The organism is Streptomyces montanus (genome assembly GCF_005786655.1).
Taxonomy (GTDB): domain Bacteria; phylum Actinomycetota; class Actinomycetes; order Streptomycetales; family Streptomycetaceae; genus Streptomyces; species Streptomyces sporangiiformans.
Genome location: NZ_VBZC01000020.1, coordinates 18,457 through 34,869, shown reverse-complemented (window position 1 = coordinate 34,869; position 16,413 = coordinate 18,457). Strand labels below are relative to the sequence as shown.

Genomic DNA, 16,413 nt, shown 5'->3' with positions numbered 1-16,413 from the left:
CTGATGCCGGACCGCAGCCTCCGACTCCTCCGACTCCTCCCCTCCACCGCCTCCGGCCCCTCGGGGGCCGCGGGAGGAGTGGGGCGGCGTGCGCTCGACCCGTCCCACGTCCCGACGTTCCTCCCGTCCTTCGCGTCCGGCCACCCTGCCGGGTCCGTATCCGGGCAGGGCGGCGTACGGGAAGGGCTGGTGCTGCGTGAGCGGCAGCCTTCCTCGTCGGCCACGCCACCGCGCGAGGGTGAGAGTTCGGCACCCGAGAGCGGCGGCTCCGGGCCCGAGGACGGTGCCTCGTCGCCGCAGCCTCCCGGCGCCCCCGCGGACGACAACCCCTTCGCCCCACCTCCGGAGGGCACGCCCGACCGGCCGTGGCAGCCGCGACGGCCCGCGAACGGGCAGGGGTCGGACGACGGGCAGGGTGACGGCGACCCCTCCCCGTGGGGCAGCCAGTGGAGCGACCGGCAGCCGGGACCCGCGCAGGGCGGCGGCTTCGGTGACCGGCCCGGCTCCTCGGGCGGGCCGGGCGGACCCGGCGGGCAGGGCGGTCCGGAAGGACCCGGCGGCGGCCCCGGTGCGGGTCTGCGCTGGGACCCGGCGGACCCGGCCCAGCGCCGTGCGCGGTACGCGCTGCTCTCCGGCATGTGGGCGTTCTTCTTCGCGCTCTTCAGCTGGCCGTACGTGGCGCTGCTGCTCGGCGCGCTGGCCCTGTACTGGGGCAGCAGTGCCCTGCGCGCCAAGCCCCGCACACCGGACCCGGACACCCCGGCGCCCGCCTCCGGCGCCAGGCCCCAGACCACGGCGGCGATCAGCGGCCTGGTCACGGCGTCACTCGCCCTCATCATGGTCGCGGCCACGTTCACCGCTCAGCTCGTCTACCGCGACTACTACACGTGCGTGAACGACGCCCTCACGAACACGGCGAAGGAATCCTGCGACCATCTCCTGCCGGAGGAGCTGCGAAACCTGCTGGGCACGCGCTGACGGCTCCGCCGCGGGGTCCAGCATCGGTCGTTGCCTCGGCTGCGGGTGCGTTGTGGCTGGTCGCGCAGTTCCCCGCGCCCCTGGGGCTGAGGGCTGCGCCCCCAGGCCCCCCGGTTCGTATTTCGGCTGCGGGCCGTCCGTGGCCGGTCGCGCAGTTCCCCGCGCCCCTAAAGGGGCGCGCCCTCACCCACCCAGCAGCAGGCCGGAGGCCGGCGGCAGCGACGTCATTGACTTGGAGAGCGCTTCAACTTCCATAGTCGCGCTCAGCCCCCGCCACTTGGCGGGCCGGAACGGGAGGACATCCGTATGCGCTACCGCACGATCGGTTCGGACCCGAAGACCCGCCGCGAGGTGAGCGTTCTCAGCCTCGGCGCGATGCTGTTCGGCACTGTCACCGACGAGGAGACGTCGTTCGCCATCCTCGACCGCTTCGTCGAGGCGGGCGGCACCTTCATCGACACCTCCGACAACTACGCGTTCTGGATCAACGGCACCCAGGGCGGCGAAAGCGAAGCCCTGCTCGGCCGCTGGCGCCGCAGCCGCGGCATCGGCGACGAGATCGTCATCGCGACGAAACTGGGCGCACGCCCCCTCGCCCCCGGCACCGGCTACATCGACAACCCGGAGGGCCTGTCCGCCAAAGCCATCCGCGCGGCGGCGGAAGGCAGCCGGGAGCGCCTCGGCGTATCGAAACTGGATCTCCTGTACGCCCACATCGAGGACCCGAACGTCCCCCTGCAGGAGACCGTGGAGGGCTTCGCGGAACTCGTCGCCGAAGGCACCGTCGGTCTCCTCGGCGCGAGCAACCACTGGACGTGGCGCCTCGAGCGGGCCCGCAGCCTCGCCGCCGCTGCCGGTCTGCCGGGTTACGAGGTCCTCCAGTACCAGCACAGCTATCTGCGCAGGCGCGCGGACCTGCCGGGCCAGCTCTCGCCGGACGGCGACCAGGGCGTGACCGGCGGCGACCTGCTCAGCTATCTGCGCGCCGAGCCGTCCCTCACGCTCGTGGCCTACACCCCGCTGCTGAAGGGAAGTTACGTCCGCGAGGACAAACCCCTCGACCCGGCCTTCGACCACGCGGGCACTCCGACCCGCCTGACCGCGCTCCACTCGGTGGCCCAAGAGACCGGCGCCACCGTCAACCAGGTCGTCCTCTCCTGGCTGATCGACGCCGACGTCCCGTCCATCCCCCTGGTCGGCTGCTCCTCGCTGAGCCAGCTGAACGAGAACCTGGAGGCCCTGGACCTGGAACTGACGCCGGAACAGCGGGAGAAGCTGGACACCGCCCACTGAACGGAGGCGGCACAGCGACTTGAGGCGCCGTCAGGCAGCCGGCCAGGCAGCCGTCAGGCAGATTTTTTCGGGGGCTCCGGGGGGTCGGCGTCCTCGGCGGAGTTGAAGGAGTCAGAGGGCAGGAAGTCGTACGGCTCGAATCCGGACCCGTCGGGCACGGTGGACGGAGGCTCCCGGCGCTGACGCCGACGGGGCAGCCGTACCCACGAGAACCGGGCTTTGGGCGAGGGCAACCGTACCCAGGAGAACCAGGCCTTGGGCGAGGCCGACCGTAGCCACGAGAAGCAGGACTTGGGTGAGGGCAAGCACGTCCGGCACCGCCCGACCCAGCGCTTCCATCCGCCTGGCTCACGCACACGCCAGGCCCGTAGCCCGACCGCCACCGGCACCCCCACCCCCGCGACCCAGCCCGCCGCCGCAGGCCCCGTCTGCCACCAGACGGGGCCGAAGGCCGCCAGCGCGGCCACCCCGAGGGGCCCACCGGCCAGTGCGGCGAGGGCCGAGAAGCCGAGCCCGCACAGGCCGGCCGCGAGCACCACGGTCCCGGCTGTCCTCAAGAGCGACCAGGCATCCACGCGTGCGGGTGCCACCGTCGCCGAGGTCGCCACCGTCGCCGAGGTCGCCACCGTCGCCGGGGTCGCCGCCGTCGCCCGGGTGGCCACCGTGGCCGCCGTCACGGCAAACCACGCCACCACCACCCCAGCGGCCAGCGGCACCACCCCCGCCGCCCAGTTCAACGGCGTGCCCGGCCCCGCCCCCGGTACCGCCGCCAGCAGCGGAAAGGGCGGCAGCATGGGCTCGGGGGACGACAACAGCGGTCCCGTCGCGTGACCGGTGCCGAGGACGAAGCCCGGTCCGAGCGCGTACGCCGCGCCCCACACGGCCGCGTTCGGCAGCAGCGCCAGAGCCAGGAACAGTACGGCGAACCTCCCCGACCACCCCTCGGTGAGCTGCGGGAACGATTCACGCACCGCCCCGCCGTGCCACCCCAGCGACACCCCCACCAGCACGGCCCCGCCTCCGACGAGCACCGCCGCCCCGGCCCCCGCGGCGCGCACGACCGCCGCGAGAACTCCGTTGGCGGCAAGACGGCGTACGCCGGCGGGGAGAGCGTCGAGGACACGGCGCACGAGTGGCGGCAAGGGCTCGCGCGGGCACCCGTACGCCGTCCACACGCCGGCCCCCGCGGCGACCACGGCGAGCAGCGGAGGCCATACGGCGACCGTCCACCACGATGGGCGCAACTCCCCGCCCGAGGCGTACCCGGCGGCCGCCGCACAGACCGTCACGTAGCCCGCCACCACGCCGCCCCACGCGCCACGGACGGCGGACACAACGCTCTCTTCCCGGCCTCTTGCCACCGCGCCCCCGCCCACCGCGCCCCCGCCCGCCACATCCCACTCCGCCGCGTCGCGCGCCGCCCGATGGAGCAGCCACGCCGGCAGCGCGAACAGGAGCAGAGGAGTCACACCGACGGGTGCGGGAACGCCGGAGAGCGTGTCGGTGCGGAGGAGTTCCGCGCCGTGCGCGAGCAGCCACAGCGCCGCGGCGACATGGAGCGCACCGCCGGGACCACTGTCGGGGTAGGGCGAGCTGATCCACAGGAGCATGCCCAGCATGGCGAACGAGCCGAGCCCGATCCCCGCCGCGACCACGCCCTCCATGAGGCCGACGGCCAGTCGGGGTGACCGGTCGCGCAACTGGCTGAGCTGGGGCGGCAACGTCCGTCTGCGGTCGGTCATATGGGTCACGACCGCCATGCTCCCAACGACACCTGCTTTCCCGGCGCAACAGGCGAACTTGGGACGTGTCGCTCAATATACGGTCATATGACTTTACGTACGGAGGAGTGCACAGTGACGCAGAGTGCTGCCGACTCGCTGCCGCCCCCCAAGGACCGTCGTCGCCTGCGCAGGGCAAGCTCCCTGAGCCGGGGTCAGGTCGCCGCCAGGCTGGGCGTGACCCGCAAGACAGTACGGTCCTGGGAAACCGGCCGAGCCACACCGCGGGCGCGCGAGAGAGTGGCGTACACAAAGCTGCTGCGGGGGGACACCACCGCGTCCGCGTCCCCGTCCTCGACCCCGTCCTCGGCCGCAGCCCCGGCCGGGACGAGAGCAAAGGCAGAGAGCGGGTCGGCCACGGACACCCTCGAACGCCCCAACCCCCCGAACCCCAACCCCCCGAACCCCAAGGCCAAGTCCAGCCCCAAGCCCAAGCCCGACCGCAACAGCAACCCCATCCCCAAGCCCCAAGCCAGGTCCAAGGCCAAGTCCAAGTCGAAGCCCAACCGCAACCACATCCCAAGCCCCAACCCGGACCCCGCCCCTCAACCCGACCCCGAACCCACCCTGACGCCCACTCAAGCCTTCGACGCGCTCTACACGTTCTGCGCCCCCACCCTCGTACGGCAGGCGTATCTCCTCACCGGTCGCCGCGATCTGGCGTGCGAGTCCGTGGAGCGGGCGTTCCAACTGGCCTGGCAGCGCTGGCCCGAGGTGGCGGCAGACCCGGACCCGGCGGGATGGGCGCGGGCGGCGGCGTACGAGTACGCGACGGCGCCCCAGCACCGGCTACGACTCCGGTACCGGCACCCGCAGCCGCCGCCCGCCACCCCGGCCGACCGCCACCTGCTCTCCGTACTGCTGCGTCTGCCGGCCCCGTACCGGCGCACGCTGCTCCTCCACGACGGCCTCGGCGTCGGCCTGCCGGAGACCGCGGCCGAGACGGAGGCGACCACACGCGCGGCGGCGAACCGGCTGCTGCACGCGCGCGAGGCCCTCACCGGCCACTTCCCGGAGCTGGCGGATCCGCACGCGCTGCGGCAACGGCTCAACCAACTCGCTGGCGGGGAGCGGCTGCGGGTCACCACGAAACCCGGCGTCGTACGCGCGGACAGCGAGCACCGCGCCGGCCTCTGGACCCGCGCGGCCATCGCCCTCACGGCCGTGCTCATCGGCTCGACGGGGCTCACGCTCCTCACGGCACAGGACCACTACGAGCCTCCGATGTCCCCGGTCCAGTCCGTGCACGGCGTACCCCCACCCGCGGCTCCGGGCCCGCTCTCGCCACACCAGGTGGAGCTACGCAAGAAGCTCAAGGCACAAAGCATGAGCGGCCCCGGGAGACTGACCCCGGAAGCTCGCTGAAACGCAAGGTGGGCCCACCCCGGCAAGGGGTGGGCCCACCTGACTTTCAGCTGAGGGAACGTCAGCCCGCGAGCAGCGCCCGCGCCAGCTTCGCCGTCTCGGTCGGCGTCTTGCCGACCTTGACACCGGCGGCCTCGAGGGCCTCCTTCTTCGCCGCGGCCGTGCCGGAGGAACCGGAGACGATGGCGCCGGCGTGGCCCATCGTCTTGCCCTCGGGCGCGGTGAAGCCGGCGACGTAGCCGACGACCGGCTTCGTCACGTTGGCCTTGATGAAGTCGGCCGCACGCTCCTCGGCGTCGCCGCCGATCTCACCGATCATGACGATCAGGTCGGTGTCGGGGTCGGCCTCGAACGCGGCGAGCGCGTCGATGTGCGTCGTACCGATGACGGGGTCGCCACCGATGCCGACGGCCGAGGAGAAGCCGATGTCACGGAGCTCGTACATCATCTGGTAGGTCAGCGTGCCGGACTTCGAGACCAGGCCGATGCGGCCCGGCTTCGTGATGTCGCCCGGGATGATGCCGGCGTTCGACTGGCCGGGGGTGATCAGACCCGGGCAGTTCGGGCCGATGATCCGCGTCTTGTTGCCCTTCGACTTCGCGTACGCCCAGAAGGCGGCGGAGTCGTGGACGGCGATGCCCTCGGTGATGACGACCGCGAGCGGGATCTCGGCGTCGATGGCCTCGACGACGGCGGCCTTGGCGAAGGCCGGCGGCACGAAGAGGACGGAGACGTTGGCGCCCGTCTTCTCCATGGCCTCGGCGACCGTGCCGAAGACGGGGATCTCGTTGCCGTCGATCTCGACGGAGGTGCCCGCCTTGCGCGGGTTCACACCACCGACGATGTTCGTGCCGTCGGCCAGCATGAGCTTGGTGTGCTTCATGCCTGTGGCGCCGGTCATGCCCTGGACAATGACCTTGCTGTCCTTGTTGAGGAAGATAGCCATGGCTGTGGTTTTCCCTCGTCCCTTACTTGGCCGCGGCCAGCTCGGCGGCCTTGTCGGCCGCGCCGTCCATGGTGTCCACGCGCTGCACGAGCGGGTGGTTGGCGTCCGACAGGATCTTGCGACCCAGGTCCGCGTTGTTGCCGTCGAGGCGGACGACCAGGGGCTTGGTGACTTCCTCGCCCTTGTCGGCGAGCAGCTGCAGCGCCTGGACGATGCCGTTGGCGACCTCGTCACAGGCGGTGATGCCGCCGAAGACGTTGACGAAGACCGACTTGACGGCCGGGTCGCCCAGGATGATCTCCAGGCCGTCCGCCATGACCTGCGCCGAGGCGCCGCCACCGATGTCGAGGAAGTTGGCGGGCTTGACGCCGCCGTGCGCCTCACCGGCGTACGCGACGACGTCGAGGGTGCTCATGACGAGACCCGCGCCGTTGCCGATGATGCCGACCTCGCCGTCGAGCTTGACGTAGTTGAGGTTCTTGACCTTGGCGGCGGCTTCGAGCGGGTCGGCCGCTTCCTTGTCCTCCAGAGCCTCGTGCTCCGGCTGGCGGAAGTCGGCGTTGGCGTCCAGGGACACCTTGCCGTCGAGGGCCAGGATGTCGCCGGAGGCGACCTTGGCGAGCGGGTTGACCTCGACGAGGAGCGCGTCCTCGGCGACGAAGGTCTTCCACAGGGTCACCAGCACCTCGGCGACCTTCTCGGCGACCTCGGCCGGGAACTTCGCCTGGGCGACGATCTCGCGGGCCTTCTCGATCGACACACCCTCGTTGGAGTCGACCGGGACCTTCGCGAGGGCCTCGGGGGTCTTCTCGGCGACCTCCTCGATGTCCATGCCGCCCTGTACGGACGCCATGGCGAGGAAGGTGCGGTTCGTACGGTCGAGGAGGTACGAGACGTAGTACTCCTCGAGGATCTCCGGAGCCGTCTCGGCGATCATCACCTTGTGGACCGTGTGGCCCTTGATGTCCATGCCGAGGATGTCCGTCGCTCGGGCGACGGCCTCGTCCGGGCTGGAAGCCAGCTTCACGCCGCCGGCCTTGCCGCGGCCACCCACCTTGACCTGGGCCTTGACGACGGACTTGCCGCCAAGACGCTCGGTCGCCGCGCGCGCCCCCTCAGGCGTGTCGATGACTTCACCGGCCAGCACCGGTACACCGTGCTTGGCGAAGAGGTCCCTCGCCTGGTACTCGAACAGGTCCACGCGCGTCCGTCCCTATCAGGTATCTCGCGGTTCGTTGTCTGCGTGGGCGTGCCGCGAGGGCAACGTGACTGCGCGGTCACAAGGAGGGCGTGGGCACGGTGGCCGGCACGCGGCATGTCCGTCTCGCAGGTTATCTCCGCTCGCGGCAGGGTCGTAAATCGCAGATCACACCTGAGCGGTGATTACGGTCACAGATTTCGTCAGGTCAGGGCCTCACCAGGCTGGGGTTTGCCTGGTGAGGCCCCTTGGACAACCCTCGAGGAGCGCGCGAAAAGCCCCTCGGGGGTGCAGGGCGGACGGTCCCCACCCCAATGAGGACCCTCCGGCCCTTTCCGCAGGTTTCGGCCGGACGGACCGATGGCTTTCGGTTGTCCGGATCCTGGGCCCTGCGGGGTCGGTCGGTCGCCGTACGGGCCGGCTGCAGGGGCGGCCGAGGGCCGCGCCGGCGGGCGGCGCGTGCGGCGGTCAGTCAGTCGACATCAGACGGCGGCGGACGCAGACGGCGGCAGACGTCGTCGGATGCCCTCAGACGCCGTCAGACGCCGTACGTGGAACCCGACAGGTGGCCCGCCAGGTAGCTCGGGGTGACGGACTCGGCGACGCCCTGGACACCGCCCGCCGCGTTGCCGGCCAACGGGCCGCCGGCCGTCCCGACGGTCCCGGTCAGGTCCTGCGCGAAGGGCGCGACCTGCCCGGCGACCCCACCCGCGAACGGCGTGACCTGGTCGGAGACCCCGCCCGCGAACGGGGAGACCTCGCCGGCCACGCCGTACGCGAAGGGCCGCACATCGCCCGCGACGCCGTACGCCGACGTCGTGGCACTGCCACCGACGCCCTGCGCGACGGGCTGGGCATAGCCGACGACGGCCTCCACGACCGGCTGCACCTGGCCGACGACGTCCGCCGCCACCGGCTGCACCTGGCCCACGACACCCTCGGCGAACGGCGGCACCTGCCCGACGGCCCCCTGCGCGAAGGGGGCGACCTGCCCGGCCACTCCGTGAGCGAGCGGCGGAACCTCGGCGGCCACTCCGCCCGCGAAGGGCCGCACGTCGCCGACGACACCGTCCGCGAGCGTGCCCGCGTCGCCCACGGCCTGCCCGGCGACCGGCAGCACGCCGTCCACAGCGGTGCCGGCGACGGGCGGCAGCACGGACGCGGCGGTCTCGTCGGTGAGCTGACCCACGACTCCGGTCGCGTAGGGAGCCACGTCGCCGACGACGCCGTGCGCGTAGGGGGCGGTCTCGGAGACGACACCGCCGGCGTACGCCTGTACGTCGCCCGCGACTCCGTAGCCCAGCGCGGTCGCGGTACCCGCGGCGTGATCCGCGACGGGCACGGCGCCCTGGACGGACTGATCGGCGACGGGCACGACGCCGTGGACGGCATTTCGGGCGACGGGCGGCAGCACGGAGACGGCGGTCTCGTCGACGACCGGAGCGGCGGTCCCCTGGATGCCCTGGACGGTGGACTGGACGGTGGAGGGGATGCCGGCGGCGGTGGCCCGCGCCTGGCCGTGAGCGGCGCTGACAGTCGTCCAGGCCTGGCCTTGAGCGGTGGCGATGGTCGTCTGTGCCCGGCCGTGAGCGGTGGCGACGGTCGTCTGCGCCTGGCTGTGAGCGGCGGTGACGGTGTCGTGGGCTCGGCCCTTGGCCCCGGCGACCCTGCCCGGGAGCTCGTCCGCGACGCCGGCGGCGGTGGCCCGCGCCTGGGCGGGGGCGCCGTTCGCGGTCTGCCGGGCGGTGGCGACCGTCTGCTGGACCTTGGCCTGGGCACCGGACGGTACGCCCGCCGCGGCGCGCTGGGAGGCCGTGAGCTTCGTCTCCGCCGCGGCGAGCGCCTGCTCCAGCTCCGGAGCGAACGCCGACAGCGGACCGAAGAGGTAGTCGACCTCGTCCTGAGGGCTGCCGGCGTCGGACACCGCGCCCGTCGCCCCTGCCCGGGCCGCGGCCTGGGCCTGGGCCTTGCCCTTGGACTCGGCATCGACCTTGGACTTGGCCTCCTGGGCGGCCGCGGCTACCGAGGACGGAGCGGTCTGCGCGGCGGTCCGCGCCCGCGCGACCTGGTGAGTGGGCACCTCACCCTCGACGTACTGGCGGGCCCGGTCGGCCGTCTGCGTCGTCGCGGCGACGGTCGACTCGGCCTTGGCGGTCGCACCGGTGGCGGTGTTCCGCGCCTTGGCGGTCGTGCCACCCGTGACGTCGGCGACCGTGTCCGTGACGGTGGAGACGTCCCCCTGGACGGCGTCGACCGTGCCGGCCGCGTCGTCCACGGACAGGGAGGCATCGGGTACGGAGGCGTTCGAGTTGGGCAGTTCGTCAGCGCTGGCGACGGCGGAGCCGAGCGCCCACGCACCGGTGACACCGGCGGCTATGACAATGGAACGGCGAATGTTCTTGTGCATACGTGCGTCAGATCCTTCGGGATACCGAGGCTTCGGAGTTCGGGACTTCGGGACTTCAGGACTTCGGGAGTGGGGGCTTCCGGTGTCGGATGCGGTGCCGATTCGTACCGGTCCGGGGAGTGGGGACCGGTGTGACGGCAACGGCTCCGGCCAGATCCCGTTGGCTTGCGTCCGGAGGTCTGAGGGACGTCCGGACGACGGGCAGACCTGTTCCGCCCCCGCGCGGCAGGTCAGCGGGGGAAGGGCTGTCCTAGCCGGGGAATACGGGAATGTCCCGGTGCCTGTCCCGGGTCTCGGCCACGGTCACTGCCGCGGCGGTACCGGGCACGAGCCTCGGCTGTGCCAGGTCCTTGTACGTGACGGCCTGCGCATCGCCGTGCCGCGACGAACCGTTGTCGGTCGCGGAACCATGCCTCAACGCACCCTTGGAGTCACCGTTGGGCGCCGGTCGCACGGGCGCCTGCGCGCCCCGCGCGCGCTCGTCGTTGTCGCGCACGTCGGCATCCGGCGCCGTGTGGCCGCCGGTGAACTGCGGCCCGTACGCGCCCATGCTCTCGTTGCCGGGCTTCTCCCCGGCGTCGAGCCCGGTCTGCGCGTGCTCCTCCGCCAGCCCACCGGGCTGCTGCGGCGTCGAACCGACCGGCAGTGCCTGGCCCGGGAAAGCGGGCAGAGCGGGCAGCCCCGGCAGGTACGGAAAGCGGGGAAAGGCGGGGAGTTCGGACTCGGGCGGCCACCACGACGACGCGGGCGGCTCGGCAAACCCACCCGCGGCCTGATCCACCACGTCACCAATGGGCCGTACGACCCGCTCGGTGGCCGGGCGTACGACGCGCTGGACTCCGCCGGTCACCGAGGCGGTCGCCTCGTGGACGAAACCCTCGGGATCCACGGAGCCGACCGAGCCCACGGAGCTCTTGGAGTCGACAGCGTCAACGGCGCTGGGGGGTGACGGCGCCTCAGCACCGGACTCTGACTGGGACTCGGGCGCGGGCGCGAGTTCGGGCGCGAGTTCGGGCAGGGCATCGCCCGGGCCGTTGAGTCCGGTGGCCCTCGGGTTCGACACCGCCGATTCCGCGCCTTCGGCGCCGTGGACGCTCTTCGCCTTCTCCGCGTCCTCCACGTCCCGCGTGACCTTTCCGGCCGAACGAGTCACCGCACGCTGGGCCGAACCCTGCACGGACCGGACCACCTCCGCCGGCCTCACATCGGGTGTGACACCGTCCGCCGCGTACGCCCGCTCCCCGCACAGCAGCCCCAGCACGAACAAGCCGCCCAAGAGCAACCCCACTTGAAGCGCACGCCGCCCAGCCGCCTTACGCGTCACGCGCAAAGCGGCACCGGGCAGTGCGGCTGACAGGGTCAAAGCGGGGTGAGCCTCCCGTGCGGCGGGACGAGGCAGAACGATGGCGGAACACAGCGCACCGTTGAAGACGCGACGATCCTCCACGGGACTCCCGAGGTTGCGCAAGTCCCCTGTTACCGTTGGGTAGTCATGTCCGGTTTTGCATGGACGACCCCCTCATTCCCCCCCTTTTACTGGCCCGGGCTCCCCGAGTCCGGTATGGGAAGCGGGCGCTTCTCGATCGCCGCTGCCATCACCTCCGGGAAGAGGTCGGGCGTACAGGCGAACGCCGGTGCGTCCAGCGCCGCGAGCGCTGCCGCATGCTCACGGTCGTATGCGGGCGCCCCCTCGTCGGACAGCGCGAGCAGCGTCACGAACTGCACCCCGGACGCCTTCATCGCCGCGACCCGCTTCAGCATCTCGTTCCGTATGCCTCCCTCGTAGAGGTCGCTGATGAGGACGACCACGGTGTCGGCGGGGCGGGTGATCTGCGACTGGCAGTACGCGAGCGCCCTGTTGATGTCCGTGCCACCGCCGAGCTGGGTGCCGAAGAGGACGTCGACCGGGTCGTCGAGCTGGTCGGTGAGGTCGACGACGGCCGTGTCGAAGACGACGAGCCGCGTGCTGATGGAGCGCATCGAGGCCAGTACGGCCCCGAAGACCGACGCGTAGACGACGGACGCCGCCATCGAGCCCGACTGGTCTATGCAGAGGATGACCTCCTTCTTCACCGACTGGGACGCGCGGCCGTAGCCGATGAGCCGCTCCGGAACGATCGTCCGGTACTCGGGCAGGTAGTGCTTGAGGTTGGCCGAGATCGTGCGGTTCCAGTCGATGTCGTGGTGGCGCGGCCGGCTGATGCGCGCGCTGCGGTCGAGGGCTCCGGTGAGCGTGGCCCGTGTGCGGGTCGCGAGCCGCTTCTCCAGGTCCTCGACCACCTTGCGTACGACAGCCCGTGCCGTCTCCTTGGTCGTCTCGGGCATCGCCTTGTTCAGCGACAGCAACGTGCCGACCAGGTGGACGTCGGCCTCCACCGCCTCCAGCATCTCCGGCTCCAGCAACAGCGTGGACAACCCGAGCCGGTCGATGGCGTCCCGCTGCATGACCTGGACGACGGACGACGGGAAGTACGTCCGTATGTCCCCCAGCCACCGGGCAACGGACGGCGCGGAAGCCCCCAGCCCCGCCGACCGCTCCTTCCCCGCCCGAGCCTTGCCGCCCCCGGACCCGTACAACGCCCCCAGTGCCCCGTCCATCCCTGCGTCACGCCCACCCAGCGCACACCCGGTACCGTCCGCCTCCTCCCCACCGAGCACCAACCGCCAGCGCCGAAGTCGCTCGTCGGAGGCGCCGGACGCGTCGGTCGCACCGTCCCTGCCCGTCACTTCCGTGCTCATCGGGTTCGTGCTCATCAGGACACCCCCACAAGGTCGTTGTCGACGGTGGCGGTCCGCTCGTCCAGGCCCAGCAACAGGTGCAGCACCGGGAGGACGGCGTCCGCGCGCTCGGTGTCGAGTTCGGGGTCGAAGCCCGGTGCGGCGGAGGTGGGCGCGGCGCTCCCCCGCACGCCCGGCCCGCGCCGCACCAGTTCGCCGAGGGTGCGGCGCACGCCGGGCTCGTATACCGAGAACGTGCGCCGCAGCAGCGGCAGCACATCGGTGAACGCGTCCGCCGGTACCCCCGTCAGCCACGCGTCGACCAGCCCGAGCAGCCGCTCGTCGTGCACGAGCAGCATCCCGCCACCGGAGCCCCCGCCGACGAACCCCTCGATCCACGCCGCCGCGTCCCCGGGCGCCGTCCCCGGCGAGAGCACCAGCCCCATGAGCCGCGCGGCCTCGTCCTGCGCCAGCTCCCCGTCGTCCAGGAGCAGTCGGACGGCCCGCCCGCGAATGACTCCGGGGATCGTGTCGCGCGTGGCGAGCGTACGCAGCACGGTGTGCCAACGGGCGCGTATGCCGGAGCGGGGCCCCGCGGCACCCGCGCCGTCGGCCTCGCCGGCCGGCAAGGCCGCCGTGGTGACCTCTCCCAGCAACCCCACCGCCCCGTGCACCGCGTCGACATGTCCCCGCATCTCCTCGGCCGCCTCCGCGTCGAGGGCGGCGCATGCCGGGGGCAGGCCGACGAAGACACGCTCGGCGAGCCCCGCGGCGACCTCGGCCAGCGCATGCGTCCCCGTGCCGCGTACGTCGCCGTAGCGCAGCGAGCGGACCAGGGCGGGCAGGGCCTGGGCGAGGTGGCCCACATCCGCGTCGAGGGCCGCGCGGTCGGCGAGGATCCGCATCACCACGGGGAGGGCATCCGGGAGTTCGGCCAGCAGGCAGCGCTCGGCCAAGGCCGTGACATCGGCCAGGGCGCGTGCGGCGACGGCGTCCGCCTCGGCCTTCGCGGTCGCGGCGGCGAGCACCGTGGTGCCCCACACCCCGGCCTCGGCGACCCGCACCGCCAACTCCGGTTCCCAGCACAGTCGCCAGGTTTCCCGGAACGTACCGGTGCTCCCGCGCGACTCGGCGGGCGCACCCCACTCGATGCCCAGGAGCCGCAGCCGGTGCAGCAGCCTGCTGCGCTCGGCGTCGTTCTCCTTGCGCAGGTCGAGCTCCAGCTCCCGCTCCGGCGCCTCGGGTTTGAGCCTCAGCCGCCGCTGGAGCCGGGCGAGGTCACGCTGCAACGGCACCGCGGGCGCCGACGCGGGAACCTCGCCCAGTACATCGCCGACGACGAGCCGGTCATGCACCAGCGTCAGCGGCACGTCCGAGCCCTCGCACATCACGGCCCGTACGGCGTCGGTGGTCTCGGTCAGTCCCGGCAGCGGTCGGCCACGCATCGCGGCGAGCGTGTCGGCGAGCCGTACCGCCTCGATGACGTGCGCGGACGAAATGATCCGGTCCTCGTCGCGCAGCAGCCCGGCCACCTTCGTCATCCAGCGCTCGATCGGGCGGTCGGGGGCGCTGAACAAGTGCCCGTACCAGCCGGGCGAGTCGATCCCCGCGCCGTAACCGCTGATCCGTGAGAGCCGCCGGTGCGTCCAGGGCACCCATGTCATGTCGACCTTTGCCTTGGGCAGCCCTCTGAGCAGGGCACGGTCGGCCGCGACGGTCGCCTTTCTCCGCAACGCGGGCACATGCCAGGCCCCGCACACCACGGCCACGTCGTCACCGAACTCCCGCTGCGCTGCCCGCACTTGGAGCCGCATATACGCCTCCCGCACGAGGTCCCGGTCATGTCCCCCGCTCCCGTACGCCTCCCGCAACGCCCCCATGGCCTCACCGAGCACCTCGAACGGCCCGAACGTGTCCCCGTCCTGGACCCCCCGGTGCTCGATCACGTCCTCCCACCACCGCTCGGGGTCGTCGTATCCGGCGGTCTCGGCGAGTACGGCGAGGGGATCGATCCGGAGGGCTTCGTCGGGCGAGGGCTCGCCGGGGGCTTCCGCCGCGTCCTCCGGTCCGCTCGGTGTGGCGGACGCGTCCGGTGCCTCGTCCTCCCTCCCCCACGCCAATGTGTGCGTGGCCGGAAGGTCGATGAAGCGGGCCGGAACGTCGTGCTCCAGAGCCCAGCGGATGGCTACCCACTCGGGTGAGAACTCGGCCAGCGGCCAGAACGCCGACCGCCCCGGCTGGTCCACCACATGCGCGAGGAGCGCGACGGGTGGCCGCATGTCCTCGTCGGCGGCCAGCGCGATCAACGCGTCGGCCTCGGGCGGCCCTTCGACGAGCACCACCCGAGGGCGCGCCGCCTGGAGCGCCGCTCGCACGGCCCGCGCCGAACCGGGCCCGTGATGCCGCACGCCGAGCAGCAGGGGCCCGCCGCTGTGCGTCCCGCGGCTGTCCGCCACGTGAGTCGGCTCCGGCGCTGCCGCCTCCGGCGGGAATCCGCTCATGCGCTCACCTCGCGGCAGGCCCGGTAGAAGTCCTTCCAGCCGTCGCGCTCGCGGACGACCGCCTCCAGGTACTCCTGCCAGATGACGCGGTCGGCCGCCGGATCGCGGACGACGGCGCCGAGAATGCCCGCGGCGACGTCACTCGCGCGCAGGACGCCGTCCCCGAAGTGGGCGGCCAGGGCGAGCCCGTTGGTGACGACGGAGATGGCCTCCGCGGTCGACAGCGTGCCGCTGGGTGACTTCAGCTTCGTACGTCCGTCCGCGGTGACGCCGTCGCGCAGCTCACGGAAGACGGTGACGACCCGGCGGATCTCGTCGATGCCGTCCGGCGCGGTCGGCAGGTCGAGGGAGCGGCCCATCTGGTCGACCCGGCGCGAGACGATGGCGACCTCGGCGTCGGCGCTCTCCGGCAGCGGCAGCACCACCGTGTTGAAGCGGCGGCGCAGGGCGCTGGACAGGTCGTTGACCCCGCGGTCGCGGTCGTTCGCGGTGGCGATGAGGTTGAAGCCGCGTACGGCCTGCACCTCCTGGCCCAGTTCCGGTATCGGCAGGGTCTTTTCCGACAGGATCGTGATGAGCGTGTCCTGTACGTCGGCGGGGATACGGGTCAGCTCCTCGACGCGCGCCGTCATCCCTTCCGACATGGCGCGCATGACCGGACTCGGCACCAGCGCGTCGCGGCTCGGGCCGTGCGCGAGCAACTGCGCGTAGTTCCAGCCGTACCGGATCGCCTCCTCCGGCGTGCCGGCCGTGCCCTGCACGAGCAGGGTCGAGTCACCGCTGACCGCCGCGGCCAGGTGCTCGGACACCCATGTCTTCGCCGTGCCGGGCACGCCGAGCAGGAGCAGCGCCCGGTCGGTCGCGAGCGTGGTGACGGCGACCTCGACGATGCGGCGCGGTCCCACGTACTTCGGAGTGATCACTGTGCCGTCCGGCAGTGTGCCGCCGAGCAGATAGGTCGCGACGGCCCACGGCGACATCCGCCAGCGGGCCGGGCGCGGGCGGTCGTCCTGCGTGGCCAGCGCCGCGAGCTCGGCGGCGAACGCGTCCTCGGCGTGCGGCCGCAGCGCCTCGTCCTTCTCTCCCGCGTGCGCCTGCGCGGCCGTACCCGGGCTCGCGATCGTGTTCGCGGGCGCGGACTGATTCCGGGTCGGGTCGACGGACGTCTGGTCAACGGAAACAGGCATGGCTAAGTCCCCCTCCAGCTCGGCCGGTGTCGGCCGGTT

Annotated in this window: 11 protein-coding genes; 3 read left to right on the top strand and 8 right to left on the bottom strand. The window is 72.3% G+C overall.

The window, feature by feature from the left end; all coding sequences use genetic code 11:
- Positions 1-3 precede the first annotated feature (3 nt).
- A complete protein-coding gene (locus FE633_RS19425; protein ID WP_171060028.1) occupies positions 4-978 on the top strand; it encodes a hypothetical protein in 975 nt (324 codons plus the stop codon).
- A 306-nt stretch (positions 979-1,284) separates the two neighbouring features.
- Entirely contained in the window at positions 1,285-2,271 is a 987-nt protein-coding gene (locus tag FE633_RS19420) for an aldo/keto reductase (RefSeq protein ID WP_138046445.1), read from the top strand.
- Between the two features lie 53 nt (positions 2,272-2,324).
- On the opposite strand, the gene FE633_RS19415 is transcribed toward FE633_RS19420, so the two are convergent.
- Complete coding sequence (locus FE633_RS19415) at positions 2,325-4,031, bottom strand: cell division protein PerM (protein ID WP_138046444.1); 1,707 nt, start codon at positions 4,029-4,031, stop codon at positions 2,325-2,327.
- Positions 4,032-4,100: 69 nt separating this feature from the next.
- Here FE633_RS19415 and FE633_RS19410 point away from each other — a divergent pair, with 69 nt between their 5' ends.
- On the top strand, positions 4,101-5,417 hold the full coding sequence (locus FE633_RS19410) for a helix-turn-helix domain-containing protein (RefSeq protein ID WP_138046443.1): 1,317 nt from the start codon (positions 4,101-4,103) through the stop codon (positions 5,415-5,417).
- A gap of 61 nt (positions 5,418-5,478) precedes the next feature.
- Here the strand turns inward: FE633_RS19410 and sucD are convergent, their stop codons facing one another.
- From sucD to FE633_RS19375, 7 genes are all read right to left on the bottom strand, one after another.
- On the bottom strand, positions 5,479-6,363 hold the full coding sequence (gene sucD / locus FE633_RS19405; protein WP_138046442.1) for a succinate--CoA ligase subunit alpha: 885 nt from the start codon (positions 6,361-6,363) through the stop codon (positions 5,479-5,481).
- A 22-nt stretch (positions 6,364-6,385) separates the two neighbouring features.
- Complete coding sequence (gene sucC / locus FE633_RS19400; RefSeq protein ID WP_138046441.1) at positions 6,386-7,564, bottom strand: ADP-forming succinate--CoA ligase subunit beta; 1,179 nt, start codon at positions 7,562-7,564, stop codon at positions 6,386-6,388.
- Between the two features lie 535 nt (positions 7,565-8,099).
- Positions 8,100-9,968: a hypothetical protein gene (locus FE633_RS19395; RefSeq protein WP_138046440.1), complete on the bottom strand. Its 1,869-nt coding sequence runs from the start codon at positions 9,966-9,968 to the stop codon at positions 8,100-8,102.
- 250 nt (positions 9,969-10,218) lie between these two features.
- Positions 10,219-11,244, bottom strand: a complete 1,026-nt coding sequence (locus tag FE633_RS19390) for a hypothetical protein (RefSeq protein WP_171060027.1) — start codon at positions 11,242-11,244, stop codon at positions 10,219-10,221.
- Between the two features lie 257 nt (positions 11,245-11,501).
- On the bottom strand, positions 11,502-12,707 hold the full coding sequence (locus FE633_RS19385) for a VWA domain-containing protein (protein WP_138046538.1): 1,206 nt from the start codon (positions 12,705-12,707) through the stop codon (positions 11,502-11,504).
- A gap of 14 nt (positions 12,708-12,721) precedes the next feature.
- Positions 12,722-15,187 (bottom strand): DUF5682 family protein, encoded by a 2,466-nt coding sequence (locus tag FE633_RS19380; RefSeq protein WP_246113711.1) that lies wholly within the window; start codon positions 15,185-15,187, stop codon positions 12,722-12,724.
- Positions 15,184-16,374 carry an ATP-binding protein gene (locus FE633_RS19375; protein WP_138046438.1) on the bottom strand — a complete coding sequence of 397 codons (1,191 nt, stop codon included), beginning with the start codon at positions 16,372-16,374 and terminating at the stop codon, positions 15,184-15,186. Before FE633_RS19375 ends, FE633_RS19380 begins: the two co-directional genes overlap by 4 nt.
- Positions 16,375-16,413: the final 39 nt, after the last annotated feature.